The organism is Blastochloris tepida, assembly GCF_003966715.1.
Lineage (GTDB): Bacteria > Pseudomonadota > Alphaproteobacteria > Rhizobiales > Xanthobacteraceae > Blastochloris > Blastochloris tepida.
This window is the reverse complement of record NZ_AP018907.1, coordinates 3129194-3143143: the sequence shown is the minus strand read 5'-3', so window position 1 is coordinate 3143143 and position 13950 is coordinate 3129194. Positions and strand designations below refer to the sequence as shown.

Genomic DNA, 13950 nt, shown 5'->3' with positions numbered 1-13950 from the left:
CATGACGGAGAGCCCGCCGCGGTCCGTCGAGGCGATCCTCGGGCTTGGCGGCAATCTCGGCGACGTGCCGGCGACGCTCGACCGGGCGCTGGTGCTGCTGGCGGAGGGCGGCGTGCGCCCTCTGCGCGTCTCCTCCGACTGGCTGACGCCGCCCTGGGGTCTCATCGACCAGCCGATGTTCGTCAATCGCTGCGCGCTGGTGGAAACCACGCTGACGCCGCGGGCGCTGCTGGAGACGGCGCTGGGCGTCGAGCGCCGGCTCGGCCGGGTGCGCGAGGCCGGGCCGCGCTGGGGGCCGCGGCCGATCGACATCGACATTCTCGCCTATGACGATTTGAACCTCGACGAGCCGGGCCTCGTGCTGCCGCACCCGAGGCTGTTCGAGCGCGCCTTCGTGCTGGTGCCGCTGGCCGAGATTGCTCCCGACCGGGTGATCGCCGGCCGGCGGGTGGGCGACGCGCTGGCCGAACTCGATACCGGCGGCATCGTGCGGCGAGGCAGGTAGACTATCTTTGCGGCACGGCGGGCGTGGCGGTGCGCTTGTCGAACTGCCGCACGGCGGCGTTGGCATCGGCCTCGCCCGCGCCATAGACGTCGTCGCGGCCCTTGCGGCCGAGGTCGCGCGCCGAGGCGGCGAGCGCGGCACGCACCGCGTCGGCCGAGAGCGTCGGGTCGCGCTCCAGCATCAGCGCCACCACGCCCGACACATGGGCGGCGGCAACCGAAGTACCCGAGGTGAAGGCGTAGGCGCCCTCCGGCCCCGGTACCAGCACATCGACGCCCGGCGCGGCGATGGTGACGTGGCGGCCGCGATTGGCCTGATCGAACACCTTGTCGTCGGCGTCGGTGGCGGTGACGGCGATCACGTTGCGGTCGGCCGCCGGATAGAGCGGCGGCGATTTCGGCCCGGCATTGCCGGCCGCCGCCACCAGGATCAGGCCGCGCGCGTGCGCGCCCGCCAGCGCCCGGCCCAGCAGCGCATCATTCGGGCCGGCGAAGCTCATATTGACCACCCGCGCGCCTTCCGCGAACGCCACATCGAGCCCCCGCAGCACGGTGACGGTGGTGCCGCCGGCCCCCTCGCCCTCCGGCCGGAAGGCGGTGATGGCGATGAGCGAGGCCCCAGGCGCGACGCCGACGAGCTGGGCGCGGGCGGCGAGCGCGCCGGCCATGCCGGTGCCGTGGCTGTGCGGCGCCGCCGTCCCGTCGGTGCCGGTGACATCGAGGCTCTTGGCGAGCGCCCCGGCAAGCTCCGGATGGGCCGGATCGACGGCGGAATCGATCAATGCCACCAGCACCTTGTCGCCGCGCGCCACCTGATGCGCCTCCGGCAGGCGAAGCGCCCGCGGCGCATAGAGCAGCGAGGGGTCGATGATCGCGGCGGACCCGCCGGCCGCGGCCAGCTTGAAGGTCGCGCGCGGGGTGCTGAAACGGTAGTTGGGCTGGGCGGAGGCGACCCGCCGCTCGCGCGACAGCGCCGCCAGCACCGCCGGCACGCTGGCGCCGTCGGCAATGCGGTAGCGATAGAGGGTGCGGCCGGCCAGCACGAAGGTCTCCTCTGACAGCCGGACCAGCTTCAGCCGCCGCTCGATGCCCGCGATCTGGGCCGGTGTGACGCCGCGGCCGACCTCGACCAGCACCTCATTGGGCACGAACCGGGTCTCGCCGCGGGCGACGGTGAAGCGCGGCGCCTGCGGCGGAGCGGCGGACGACGGCGGGGAGGGCGGATTGGGCGGCGGCGTGGGCGTGTGATGGAACGAGCGCGGCGGCGGATTGTCTCGCACATTGCCGCGCCAATCGTCCTCCTCGCCGCCCGGCCGCGTTGCCGCCTGGGACTGGGAGGCGGCGATCAGGGCGCCGATCGCCAAGGCCGCGCCGATGCCGATCGCCACGCCCGTGGCATTGCTGCCGCCGCTGTGGCCGCCGGACCGGCCCGAGAAGGGATTCTCTCGTTCGTAGTTGGTCTGGGCGGCGGACTCGCCGGCCCGGCCAATCAGGGCCAGCACGGCGATGGCGACAATGGCAGAGCGCCGAAGCGCACGGATTCGGGGTCGGGACATCGCCATCTCCTCGCTGTCTCGGCGCGCGTTGCCCTGGTCGTCACTGTCACACGTTGCGTCGGTCCACGCGAATTTACTGCACCGGTGCCGCCAGCCGCACCAGCGTGCGGTCGGCGGCAAGGCGCTTGACGCGCTTGTCGAGATCCTCGGGCGGCAGCCGCTCGGCCGATACGCGCAGCTTGAACAGGCCGCCGGCGCGCGGACCATCGACGATGACGGCATTATTGGCCTTCAGGAACGCCAGCACCTGGGCGGCGGTGGCCGTCTCGGTGAAGCCGACCAAGACGAAGCTGCCGCCCTGCGGCTCGGCGGTCGGGGCGGACGCGGTGGAAAAGCCCGCCGGCCGGTCCTCGATCAAGAGCGAGCCGATGATGCCGGCCTGCACCACCAGCGCCAGCGCCGCGGCGGTGACCGCCAGCGCCAGCGTGCGCGGCGCCAGCGCCGCCAGCCATTCCGACAGGCGCGAGGCGAGACCACCCGGCGTCGCCAGGGGATATTTCGGCTCGGCGTCGATCTTGGCGAACAGCGTCTCGATCGCGTGGGTGGACGGGGCGCCGAGCCGCTCATTGAGCCGGATGGTCTCGCCGAACTCGTCGCGGACCAGATCGAGCCGGCGCGCAAGCTCGGGGTCGGCGCGAAGCGCGGCCTCGACGCGGGCGGCCTCGGCGGCAGGAAGCCGGCCGGTGGCGTACCACGGCAACAGCTCATCGATTGCGACGCGCTCGTCCTTCAACCCGGTCATGGCCAACCCCTATCGATTCCGGCCGCCTGCAGCATTTCGGAGAGCTTCCGGCGCGCATAGAACATGCGCGTCTTGACGGTGCTCTCCGGAATTCCGACGATCTCGGCGACCTCCTCGATCGTTTTCTCATGGTAGTAGACCAGATCGATCACTTCGCGATGATCCACCGACAGCCGCTGGATGCAGTCGCGAAGCAGCTCGCTCTTGTCCCGTTTCTGGGCAGCGACTTCGGGGTCATCGCCGGTATCCTCGATCGTCTCGGCCTTGGCCTCGTCCAGCTCTTCCGACCTGGGGCGCCGCAGCGCCGAGTAGGCCTTGTTGCGGGCGATGGCCAAGAGCCAGGTCGAGACGCTGGAGCGCGCCTCGAAGCGGCCGGCATTACGCCACACGTCGAGAAACACCTCGCTGATCACGTCCTCCGCCGCGGCCTCGTTGCCGATCAGCCGCAGGACGAACCGGAACACCTTGACCTGATGCCGGGCGAACAGCACCTGCATGGCCATCCGGTCGCCATTGGCGATCCTCAGGATGAGCGCCTCGTCCGAACTCGCCGTCATGCAAGCTCCGATGTCGTCCGCTCGCAGGTTGGACGCGCGAGCCGCAGATTTGGTTCAATCACGGAAGCGCAATCTGGCACGGGCTTGAGTGCACGCAAAGTCGCAACCGGGACGTTTTTTGCCCCGGGGCGAGAGGCGGACGTGCGACGCTGCATCAGCCGAAACGGCCTGCGGGCGGCCTCACGCAGCCGGCCGGACCTCGACCTCCAGCGCGCGGTCGAGCGCCTGGAAAGCCGCCTCGATCTGCTCCAGCCGGGAGCGGTGGTTGAGCCGGAACAGCCGGTCGACCGACTCGCGCTTCCAGCCCAGTCGGCGCGCCAGTTCGGCGCGAGTGATGCCGGCATCCGCCAACGCCCAATAGAGATTGACCTTCAGCGTGGTCATCATCGGCAGGCGGATGGTGACATCTTCCTGAAGAACGGGCCGGGGGACCGGCTCGCCGTCGTCAATCATGCTGGCGAGGGCGGTCTCGATCGCCTCGGCGGCGTGCCGGCGGGCGTCGTCTTCGGTCTCGCCGAAGGTGGCGACGATTGGAAGCTGCGGACAGGTCACCAGAAGGGTGCCGTTGTCGTCGGGCGTGAGCCTGATCCCGTATTCGAGCATCATTTCAACCCCAACTGCTTCTTGATCGCGTTGACGAGGCCCGTGCCGAGCTCCTTGCGCCCGCCGTGCATCGGCAGTTCGGATTTGCGGTCGCCGCGGCGGACGATGAGATGTCCCGAGCCGCCCTTCTTGGTCTCGAAGGTGCAGCCCTGGGCAGCCAGCCACTTTCGGAACTCTTGCGTGTTCACGAAATTAGAGTGTTCCACACAAGTGTTGAAGTCAACACAAGTGTGGAATGCGTCCGCGCGTCAGGCAAAAGCAAAATGGCCGGGACGAGGCCCGGCCATTTCGGAGATCGATCTGTCGCCGCGGGTTCAGCGGGCGACCCGTCTCACGCCTGCGCGCGCAACTGGTAGCGGGCGCCTGGAATGGCGTGCAGGAAGCCGTTGGACATCGGCGCGTTGCCGATCAGCCCCTGCAGCGCGGTGGTGGCCTCCGCCCCGTCGCGGGCGCCGTCGGCGACCTCGCGGAAGAGCTTGGCCACCGCCAGCATGTCGCAGGCGTGCGGCGACAGCCGCAGCGCGGTGACGCCCGCCGCCTTGAGCGCCGGCACGTCGGCCAGCAGGTTGGCATAGGTCTGCGACATGGTCTGGATGCCGTTGACCGCCAGGAAGCGCTCGCCGTCCAGCGTGTCGACGGCGAGGCCGTCGAGATCCTGGGCGCAGATGAACTGGCAGGAATCCTTGTGCAGGCCGTGGACGCGGGCGTGGTAGCAGCGCGCCGAGACCGCGAGCGGCACCCGGCCGAAGGCGAACAGCTCGGTGTCGACGTCGAGGCCGGCCGCCGCCTTGGCGATCACCGCGATCGAGGTCAGCGGCAGCTCCGGCGGCAGGCACACGGTCTTGGCGCCGAAGCCGGCGAGCGTGCGCATCGTGCCTTCATTGTAGACATTGACCAGCGGCCCGACCGCGAACGGCCGGCCGGCCAGCGCCGAGACGGCGGTGATGTCGTTGGCCTCGACCAGACCGGTCCAGTCCTCGGCGGTCGCCACCACCCGGTGGCGTTCGCGCGGCAGGGTGACCAGCGCCAGGGTGGAGAGCACGACCTCCTTGCCGGCGCGCTGCAGGCGCTCGACCGCCTCACCCATCGCCTGCTCGCGGAACGGCTCGCGCTTGGAGCACACCACCTCGCCGACATAGACGCGCTCGACCGGCATCTCGTCGGCGACGCGGGCGTAGAAATCGCTCCAGATGTCGTTGGGCCAGTTGAACAGCACCGGCCCGAGGGACAGCTTCATCGTGTTGGTACTCATGAGCGGAACTCTCAGCGCCACGTCTTGCGGTAGGCGCCGCCGGTGGTGGCGCCGCCCTCGGTGAGGGCCGCGAGCGCCCCGGCGCGGATCTCCAGGCCGCGGTCGAGCGCATCGACCGCCTGGCGGAACGCCTTCACCACCGCGTCGGCATAGGCGCGGCTTCTCTGCCGGCCCTCGATCTTCAGCGCCTTGACGCCGGCCGCCTTGAGGCCGGGCAGAAGCTGGGAGGCATCGAGGCTCGCCGGGTCCTCGAACACGTGCGTGGCCTTGCCGTCGATGACGAAGCGGCCCTTGCACAGCGTCGGATAGGCCGCGGGCTCGCCCTTGGTTACCCGGTTGATGGTGAACTCGCCCAGCCGCGACACGAAGGTCGAGCCCTCCTCGCGGTAGGAGATGCAGCCGGCCGGCGAGCAGGCGCCGTGCATGTTGGGCGACTTGCCGGTGGCATAGCTGGAGAGCAGGCAGCGCCCCTCGGCCATCACGCACAGGCCGCCGAACACGAACACCTCGGTCTCGCAGGTGATCTCGCGGTGGATGGCGGCGATCTCCTCGACGGTGACCACGCGCGGCAGCACCACCCGCTCGACGCCGAACTGCTTGACGTAGAACTGGATGGCGTCCGGATTGGCCGCCGCCGCCTGCACCGACAAATGGAGGCGCAGATTGGGGTGCTTCTCGCGGGCGTGGGCGAGCAGGCCGAGATCGGCCAGGATCACCGCGTCGGCGCCCGCGGCTTCGGCGTCGGCGATGGCGCGGTGCCACAGGTCGATGTCGCCGGCCCGCGGGAAGGTGTTGATCGCCACCAGCACGTTGCAGCCGCGCGCATGGGCGCGGGCGATGCTGTCGGCCAACTCGGCGCGCGAGAAGTTCAGGCCGGGGAAGTTGCGGGCGTTGGTCTCGTCATTGAAACCGCAATAGACGGTGTCGGCACCGGCGGCGACGGCGGCGTCCAGCGCCGCGGGCGTGCCGGCGGGGCAGACGAGTTCGAGCGATCCCTTGGCAGGTCTCATGGCGTGCTCTCCCGGGGGGGTGTCGCCTGGCGATCGCCGCCGGCGACCAGGAAGGTACGGGCGAAGCGCTCGGCGAGGTCGGCGCCGTGCGTCACCAGGCCCGAGGCCGGGCCGAAGGCATGGGCGGTCTCGACGACGATGTCGACCGCCTCGGCGTCGAGCGCATTGCGCAGCGCCACCACCGCCTCCATGTCGCCCTCGACCACGATGTCGCGCGAGAAGAACAGCGCGTCGCCGTCGAGCCGGCCGCGCACCATGTCGAGCAGCACCAGGAACGGGCCGGCGATGCGGGCCGCGACATCATGCCCCTTCAGGCTGCGCACCGCCTCGATGCGCGGGCCGGCCGGATCGGGCGTCAGGATGAACGCGAAGGGCAGGTCGGTCGGCTCGATGCCGTAGCGCTTGAAGGCGTTCTCGCCCAGGCGGTCGAACATGCCGGTGTGCCGGGCGAACACGCGCGTCAGGCTGGCGGCGACGCCCCATTCGAGCGGCGTCAGCGGCAGCGGCCTGGCGAGCAGGCGGACAAAGGGGTGCAGAACGGGGAGGTCGGTCACGGGCTCTGTCACACTGATGGTTGGCGGGTGGGGCGGACGTGTACCCGCAAACGGCAGCGGGCGGTTTGGCACAGATCAATCCCTTCGCGCCATTACGGGATTCACCGGGCATGGCAGCATTGCCCTGTGCGCACCAAGTTGCCAATCCCGAACGCGCGGCCTAAGGCCTCAGGTCTTCGCAGAGGATCACCCCGTGCCCATCCGCAGCCTGCCCCCCTTTCGCGACCTGCCCGCCTTCCTGACCTTCCTGGAGGGAAAGGGCCAGCTCCACCGCATCAAGGAGCCGATCTCCACCGTCCATACGGTGACCGAGATCCACCGCCGGGTGATCGAGAAGGGCGGGCCGGTGCTGGTGTTCGAGCGCCCGATCCGCGCCGACGGCACCATCTCCACCATTCCGCTGGTGACCAACCTGTTCGGCACGGTGGAGCGGGTGGCGCTGGGCTTCGGCATCGGGCCGGAGGATCTGCGCCCGCTCGGCGAAGCCCTGGCCGAGCTGCGCAGCCCCTCGGCGCCGAACTCGTTGCGCGATCTGATAGATCGGCTGCCGCTCGCCCGCGCCGCGCTGCGCACCCGCCCGGCCGAGACCTCCTCGGCACCGGTGCAGGAGGTGGTGATCACCGGGGCGGACGTCGACGTCACCCAGATCCCGGTGCAGACCTGCTGGCCGGACGAGCCGGCGCCGCTGATCACCTGGCCGCTGGTGATCACCTGCCCGCCCGGCGAGTTCGAGGCCACCCACGCCAATGTTGGGGTCTACCGCGTCCAGGTGCTGGGGCCGGACCGGCTGATCATGCGCTGGCTCTCCATGCGCGGCGGCGCCCAGCATTTCCGCCGTTGGCAGGCGCAGGGGCGCGACATGCCGGTGGCGCTGGCGATCGGCACCGACCCAGGCACCATGCTGTCGGCGGTGATGCCGCTGCCCGAGGGCATCTCTGAGCTCACCTTCGCCGGGCTGGTGCGCGGCGAACGGCCGCGCCTGACCAAGGCGGTCAGCGTGCCGCTGATGGTGCCGGCCGATGCCGAGATCGTGATCGAGGGCGTGGTGTCGGCCACCGAGACCGCGCCGGAAGGCCCCTACGGCGACCATACCGGCTACTACAATTCGGTGGAGGAGTTCCCGGTGATGCGGGTCACCGCCATCACCCGCAAGGCGAAGCCGCTCTATCTCTCCACCTTCACCGGCCGCGCGCCCGACGAGCCCTCGGTGATGGGGGCGGCGATGAACGAGATGTTCATTCCGGTGGTGAAACGGCAGTTCCCGGAGATCGTCGACGTCTGGCTGCCGCCGGAGGCGTGCTCCTACCGCATCGCCGTGGTGGCGTTCAAGAAATCCTATCCCGGTCATGCGCGGCGGCTGATGATGGCGCTGTGGAGCGTGCTGCCGCAGTTCACCATGACCAAGCTGATCATCGCGGTGGATGCCGATGTGAAGGCGCGCGACTGGTCGGACGTGATGTGGGCGGTGGCGACCCGCTCCGACCCCTCGCGTGACCTGCTGGTGCTCACCGACACGCCGATCGACTATCTCGACTTCGCCTCGCCCAAGGCCGGGCTCGGCGGCAAGCTCGGCATCGACGCCACCACCAAGATCGGCACCGAGACCGAGCGCGAATACGGCCGGGTGCTGAAGATGTCGTCGGACACCGAGGCGGTGGTCGATGCGATTTGGGCAAAGCTGGGTCTGAAGTAGGGGGCTCTCAAGCCGCCGCCATAAGCTTCAGCCAAGGCTGGAGGCGGGGCGGCGTGCCGCCGGTCGTTCCCGGCCGAGCCGCGAAGCGGCGAGGGGAAGGGAACCCACGCGCCACGCCGCCGGCCGGCCGATGCGCCGCGACAGATCCAGCGGCCGCTCCGGCACGGCGTATCCTCGTGATACGGCTCTCCCGCCCAACCGGCGCCCCCCGCTCACCCCTTGTCGTAGGGGTTCTTCGGCTCGCGATAGGTGACGCGGATCGGCGTGCCGGGCAGCTCGAAGGTCTCGCGCAGCGAATTGACGAGGTAGCGCGTGTAGCTCTCCGGCAGGGCGTCGAGCCGGGTGCCGAACAGCACGAAGCTCGGCGGGCGCGCCTTGGCTTGCGTCGCGTAGCGGATCTTGATGCGCCGGCCGCTGACCGCCGGCGGCGGGTGCTGCTCCAGCACGCCCTCCAGCCAGCGGTTGATGCGGGCGGTGGCGACGCGCTTGTTCCACACCGCGTAGGCCGCGACCACCGCGTCCATCAGCCGGTCGAGCCCCTGGCCCTGCTGGGCGGAGACCGCCGCGATCGGCACGCCGCGGATCTGGGGCAGGGCGTGGTCGGTGTCCTCGCGCAGCCGCTTGATGGCGCCGGCCTTGGCCGGCACCAGATCCCATTTGGTGAAGCCGATCACCACCGCCCGGCCCTCGCGCACAGCGAGATCGGCGATGCGGGTGTCCTGCTCCTCGAACGGCTTGGTGGCGTCCATCAGCACCACCACCACCTCGGCGAAGCGCACCGCGCGCAGCGCGTCGGCCACCGACAGTTTTTCCAGCTTGTCCTCGATGCGGGCGCGCCGCCGCAGGCCGGCGGTGTCCCACACCTGGAAGGCGCGGCCGTTGAAATTGAGGTCCACCGCGATGGCGTCGCGGGTGATGCCGGCCTCAGGCCCCGTGAGCAGCCGGTCCTCGCCGAGCAGCGCGTTGATCAGGGTCGATTTGCCGGCATTGGGCCGGCCGATCACCGCCACCTTGATCGGCCGGGACGGATCGGGCGCCTCGCCGGTCTCCGCCTCATCCTCCTCGTCGTCGGGGCGAAGACGGGTGGCGTCCGGCAGGGTCTCGCAAATGGCGTCATAGAGGTCCGAGAGGCCCTCGCCATGCTCAGCCGACAGCGGAATCGGCGTGCCGAGCCCGAGTTCGAAGCCCTCCACCGCGGCCGCGCCGCCCTTGCGGCCCTCGCTCTTGTTGGCGATCAGGATCACCGGCCGGCCGGCGCGGCGCACCAGGTCGGCGAAGGCGCGGTCGGTCGGCGTCAGGCCGGCGCGGGCGTCGATGACGAACAAGATGGCGTCGGCGTCGCGGATCGCCGCCTCGGTCTGGGCGCGCATGCGCCCCTCCAGGCTCGCGGTGTCGGCCTCCTCGAGGCCGGCGGTATCGACGATGGTGAAGCTGAGGTCGCCCAGCCGGCCCTCGCCTTCGCGGCGGTCGCGCGTCACGCCCGGCCGGTCATCGACCAGGGCAAGGCGCTTGCCGACCAGCCGGTTGAACAGCGTCGACTTGCCGACATTGGGCCGGCCGACGATGGCGAGGGTGAACATCGGCGCTTCCTGACGAAATTGGCTGAGACGGTCTCCGTCTCGGAGTCTCTTCCCTCTCCCCTTGTGGGAGAGGGTGCCGAGCGATCAAGGATCGCGAGGCGGGTGAGGGGTGAAATCGAGTGGCCTGAAGAAACCCCTTACCCGGCTCGACCTCGCCACCCTTCCCGCGACGGGAAAGGGAATAAGGAGGCGGACCAGCCCCAGCCCTCAATCCTCCAAAGCCGGCGGCGCTTCCTGCTGCTGTTCTTGCTGCTGCTTGGCCTTGGCGCGCTTCTTGGTCTTGCCCGCGGCCGGCGCGTCCTGGGTCGCCGCCTCGGGCGGCTGCTCGACCGCCGGCGGCGGGGCATTGGCCGGCTGGGGCGGCGGCTCGCCATAGTTCACGCCCGGCACCCCTTCCGGAAACAGCGGCTTGCGGTCGCCGGGCAGCGGCGCCTTGCGCTCGTCGAACGGGTTGAGCTTCTCCATCGTCTCGCAGCCGGCCACCGCCAGGGTGGCGGCGACGAGCAGCGCGAGACGCACCGCCGGAAATGATCGCCTGCGCATCATCGTCTCAATTCGCCTTTGCCGGTTCGGTCTTTGCCGGCTCGGTCTTGGCCGGTTCGGCCTTGGCCGGTTCAGCCTTGGCCGCCTTGGGCGCGCCGGCGGAGGACAGAAGCTCGCGCAGGATCTCGCCGCGCAGCCGCAGGCTGGAGCTTGCCTGCGGATCGCTCAGCAGCCTGTCGGTCCACTTCGTGGCCTCGGGGCGCTCGCCGGCCTTCCAGGCCGAGGCGGCCAGCAGCTCGCGCGCGGTGTGGCGATAGGCGCCCTCGGCCGCGGCCAGCGGCTCCAGGCGCGATTTCATGTCGGCGTACGGGGCGCCATCGATCAGGAGCAGCCCGGCCCGCACCTGGGCGAGGTCGCGGATCAGGGCCGGCGCGCCGGTGTCGGCGGCGATGGCGTCGTAGGCGGCGACCGCCGCCGCCCTGTCGGTGGCCGACAGCACGTCGGCGCGCGTCAGGCGCGCCAGCAGGGCATAGCCGCCCGGCCCCTCGGCCTGAAGCGAGGCCAGCGCGGCCTCGGACTCGGCCGTCTTGCCCTCGGCGGCAAGCCGCAGCGCCGCCTCGAAGCGCACGCCCGCGGCCTCGGCCTGGCGGTGCTGCCACCACTCCCAGCCGCGCCAGCCCGCCACCCCGATGACGATGGCGACAGCCAGGGCGAGCACGAGGCCGCCATATTTGTCCCACAGCGCCCGCAGCTTCTCGCGGCGGACTTCCTCCTCGACTTCCTGGAAAATGTCGGACATCGGCCCAATGAACTCCCGATCGGCCGTCTGGCCTTAAGCTGGGGTCGTGGCGAGGCCGTGGCAGAACCGGCCGTTCCGGTCAAGCCCCGACGCCGGGCAGCACCGGCACCCCGATCAGCCAATGGTGCACGCCGAACAGGAAGGCGAGCCACAGCAACGTGCCGGCGATCACCGAAATGGTGTCGGCCCTGGTCCAGCCGCCGGGGTTGTCCGGCACCTTCAGGCCGCGGCGCTTGACCGAGATGCGGTCATAGACGCCGAACGCCAGGAACGAGCCGAACAGGGCGATCGAGCCGAGGTCGCCATTGGCGAGAAGATGGGCGAGCGCCCAGATCTTGATGCCGGCCAGCATCGGATGCTTGATCCGGTAGCGCAGCAGGCTCGGGCGCGGCGGCATGGCCGCGAACACGATGAAGGAGGGCAGCATCAGCGTCAGCGCCAGATGCTGCGTCCACACCGGCGGGGTCCACACCGGGATCATGCCCGCTGCGCGATAGTCGCCGAAGCCCACGACGATCAGCACCAGGCCGGTCATCACCACCGCGCCATGGACGGCCTTGTAGACGTTCTCATTGCCGCCGAGCGCGGCGACGAGGCGCCCGCGCAGCGGCCGAAAGGTCGGCAGCAGATGGGGGGCGAAGAACAGCACGAGGCCGAGAACGAGCAGCGTCATGGCAGATCCGCAGGCTGAGGGCGGCAGGAGAGGCGGCAGGAACGGCGGCACAGGTATAGGCGAAAACCATTCCCGCCGGTACTCATCGTGTCATCGTCGTTCCGGTCGAGCGCGAGCGAGGCCGCTTGCCCGGGACGGCAGGAGGCAGACGCGCCCTTCACTTCGCCGGCTTCTTCATCGCATAGGTGTGCTCGGGGCCGGGGAAGGTGCGCGCGCGCACCTCGCTGGCATAGGCCTCGATGGCCGCGGCGATGCCCGGCCCGAGGTCGCCGAATCGCTTGACGAATTTCGGCACCCGCGGGGTGAGGCCCAGCATGTCCTCCATCACCAGCACCTGGCCGTCGCAGGCCGGCGAGGCGCCAATCCCGATGGTTGGGCACGGCACCTCGGCGGTGATCTTGCGGGCGAGCGGCTCGGCCACCGCCTCGATCACCATGGCGAAGGCGCCGGCCTCGGCGACCGCGCGGGCATCGTCCTCGATCGGCCCCCAGTCGGCCTCCTCGCGGCCCTGGGCGCGGAAGCCGCCCAGCACATTGATCGACTGCGGGGTGAGGCCGATATGGGCCATCACCGGAATGCCGCGCTCGACCAGGAAGCGGATGGTCTCGGCCATGCGGCGCCCGCCCTCCAGCTTCACCGCGCCGCAGCCGGTCTCCTTCATCACCCGCACGCAGCTGTGGAACGCCTCCTCGCGCGAGGCCTCGTAGCTGCCGAACGGCATGTCGACCACCACCAGCGCGCGCCTGGAGCCGCGCATCACCGCCTGCGCCTGCAGGATCATCATGTCGAGCGTGACCGGCACGGTCGATTCCAGCCCGTGCATCACCATGCCGAGCGAGTCGCCGACCAGGATGACGTCGCAGGAGGCATCGGCGATGCGGGCGGTGTGGGCGTGGTAGGCGGTGAGCGCCACGATCGGCTCGCCGCCCTTGCGGGAGCGGATGTCGGGCGCGCTCAGGCGGCGGACCTCGGCGGACGCGGGCGACAGGGAGGCGTGAACGGACATGGCGGACTCGTGATGGCGGGCTTCTGATCGCTGGCGCGGGATCTTGGAGCGTCCGATCTGACTGCATCAGATCGGACGCTCTAAGTTTCTGGTTTGTCGCATTTTCTTTCGCGCAACCGGTATCCACTTGTGCGGAAAATGCTCTGGTAATCCTCTTCGTGATCCTGCGAAGCCCGCGTGGGAGGGGGAGAAATGCGCGGCCGAACGCCGGCCAGTGGCAAAGCCGGGCAGTCTCCCTACATATTTTCCGTCGTCAACAACCGAAAGGAGGTGATCCAGTGTCTCATTGTCCCTCGCCGCGGCCGGCGGCGCATTCGGCCTGGATCCTCGCCTCGGCGGCGGTCCGCACGGCCTGAGCGGCCGGTCCCGGTTCGACAAAGGAAGGGCCGCCCGAGGGCGGCCCTTCGCCTTTGCATCGCCGCCGCCGGGCCGCTATCACGCTGCGGCCCATGGAACAGACCACACAGCCCGCACAGACCGATCCCTTGCGCATCCTTGTCGACGCCGACGCCTGTCCGGTGAAGGACGAGGTCTATCGCGTCGCCGAGCGCTTCAATCTCGCGGTCGTCGTAGTGGCCAACAGCCCGCTGCGGGTGCCGCCGAGCCCGGATATCGAGCGGGTGGTGGTCGGCGACGGCCCGGATGCCGCCGACGACTGGATCGCCGAGCGTGCAGGCCCCGATGCGGTGGTGATCACCGCCGATATCCCGCTCGCCGCCCGCTGCGTCGCCAATGGCGCGGCGGTGATCGCCCCCAACGGCCGGCCGTTCACCAGGGACTCGATCGGCATGGCGGTGGCGATGCGCGACCTGATGACCGATCTGCGCTCGGCCGGCGAAGCGACGTCCGGCCCGCCGCCCTTCACCCCGCGCGACCGCTCGGCCTTCCTGTCCGAGCTCGACCGCACCCTGCGACGCCTGCAACGCACCCGAGCCTGA

At 70.3% G+C, this 13950-nt stretch carries 16 protein-coding genes; 3 read left to right on the top strand and 13 right to left on the bottom strand.

Going from position 1 to position 13950, the window contains the following annotated elements:
* Window position 1: 1 nt before the first annotated feature.
* Window positions 2-505: a 2-amino-4-hydroxy-6-hydroxymethyldihydropteridine diphosphokinase gene (gene folK / locus BLTE_RS14245; RefSeq protein ID WP_126401322.1), complete on the top strand. Its 504-nt coding sequence runs from the start codon at window positions 2-4 to the stop codon at window positions 503-505.
* A gap of 1 nt (window position 506) precedes the next feature.
* Here folK and BLTE_RS14240 read toward each other — a convergent pair whose 3' ends face one another.
* The 8 genes from BLTE_RS14240 to ubiT all read right to left on the bottom strand — a co-directional run bounded on the left by BLTE_RS14240 (window position 507) and on the right by ubiT (window position 6778).
* The gene (locus tag BLTE_RS14240) at window positions 507-2060 is read right to left on the bottom strand and encodes a S8 family serine peptidase (RefSeq protein WP_160140627.1); all 1554 of its coding nucleotides are present in this window, start codon (window positions 2058-2060) and stop codon (window positions 507-509) included.
* A gap of 73 nt (window positions 2061-2133) precedes the next feature.
* Entirely contained in the window at window positions 2134-2802 is a 669-nt protein-coding gene (locus BLTE_RS14230; RefSeq protein ID WP_126401319.1) for a hypothetical protein, read from the bottom strand.
* Window positions 2799-3359, bottom strand: a complete 561-nt coding sequence (locus BLTE_RS14225; protein WP_126401318.1) for a sigma-70 family RNA polymerase sigma factor — start codon at window positions 3357-3359, stop codon at window positions 2799-2801. Before BLTE_RS14225 ends, BLTE_RS14230 begins: the two co-directional genes overlap by 4 nt.
* A 180-nt stretch (window positions 3360-3539) precedes the next feature.
* Complete coding sequence (locus tag BLTE_RS14220) at window positions 3540-3965, bottom strand: type II toxin-antitoxin system HicB family antitoxin (RefSeq protein WP_244600004.1); 426 nt, start codon at window positions 3963-3965, stop codon at window positions 3540-3542.
* The gene (locus BLTE_RS14215) at window positions 3962-4150 is read right to left on the bottom strand and encodes a type II toxin-antitoxin system HicA family toxin (RefSeq protein ID WP_126401317.1); all 189 of its coding nucleotides are present in this window, start codon (window positions 4148-4150) and stop codon (window positions 3962-3964) included. The genes BLTE_RS14220 and BLTE_RS14215 overlap by 4 nt, the downstream gene beginning before the upstream one ends.
* 143 nt (window positions 4151-4293) lie before the next feature.
* Window positions 4294-5199, bottom strand: coding sequence for a ubiquinone anaerobic biosynthesis protein UbiV (gene ubiV / locus BLTE_RS14210; protein WP_126402217.1), 906 nt, complete (start codon window positions 5197-5199; stop codon window positions 4294-4296).
* Between the two features lie 26 nt (window positions 5200-5225).
* Window positions 5226-6224, bottom strand: a complete 999-nt coding sequence (ubiU, locus tag BLTE_RS14205; RefSeq protein ID WP_126401316.1) for a ubiquinone anaerobic biosynthesis protein UbiU — start codon at window positions 6222-6224, stop codon at window positions 5226-5228.
* Window positions 6221-6778, bottom strand: coding sequence for a ubiquinone anaerobic biosynthesis accessory factor UbiT (ubiT, locus tag BLTE_RS14200; RefSeq protein ID WP_126401315.1), 558 nt, complete (start codon window positions 6776-6778; stop codon window positions 6221-6223). Before ubiT ends, ubiU begins: the two co-directional genes overlap by 4 nt.
* Window positions 6779-6971: 193 nt before the next feature.
* Here ubiT and BLTE_RS14195 point away from each other — a divergent pair, with 193 nt between their 5' ends.
* Complete coding sequence (locus tag BLTE_RS14195; protein ID WP_244600002.1) at window positions 6972-8471, top strand: UbiD family decarboxylase; 1500 nt, start codon at window positions 6972-6974, stop codon at window positions 8469-8471.
* A 212-nt stretch (window positions 8472-8683) separates the two neighbouring features.
* On the opposite strand, the gene der is transcribed toward BLTE_RS14195, so the two are convergent.
* The 5 genes from der to panB form a co-directional block, all read right to left on the bottom strand.
* The gene (gene der, locus BLTE_RS14190) at window positions 8684-10051 is read right to left on the bottom strand and encodes a ribosome biogenesis GTPase Der (protein WP_126401313.1); all 1368 of its coding nucleotides are present in this window, start codon (window positions 10049-10051) and stop codon (window positions 8684-8686) included.
* 207 nt (window positions 10052-10258) lie between these two features.
* A complete protein-coding gene (locus BLTE_RS14185) occupies window positions 10259-10597 on the bottom strand; it encodes a hypothetical protein (RefSeq protein ID WP_126401312.1) in 339 nt (112 codons plus the stop codon).
* A gap of 4 nt (window positions 10598-10601) precedes the next feature.
* Window positions 10602-11333, bottom strand: a complete 732-nt coding sequence (locus BLTE_RS14180) for a tetratricopeptide repeat protein (RefSeq protein WP_126401311.1) — start codon at window positions 11331-11333, stop codon at window positions 10602-10604.
* Window positions 11334-11412: 79 nt separating this feature from the next.
* On the bottom strand, window positions 11413-12006 hold the full coding sequence (locus BLTE_RS14175) for an NnrU family protein (protein ID WP_126401310.1): 594 nt from the start codon (window positions 12004-12006) through the stop codon (window positions 11413-11415).
* Window positions 12007-12163: 157 nt separating this feature from the next.
* On the bottom strand, window positions 12164-13012 hold the full coding sequence (gene panB, locus BLTE_RS14170; protein WP_126401309.1) for a 3-methyl-2-oxobutanoate hydroxymethyltransferase: 849 nt from the start codon (window positions 13010-13012) through the stop codon (window positions 12164-12166).
* 449 nt (window positions 13013-13461) lie between these two features.
* Between panB and BLTE_RS14165 the strand changes: the two genes are divergently transcribed.
* Window positions 13462-13950 (top strand): YaiI/YqxD family protein, encoded by a 489-nt coding sequence (locus tag BLTE_RS14165; RefSeq protein ID WP_126401308.1) that lies wholly within the window; start codon window positions 13462-13464, stop codon window positions 13948-13950.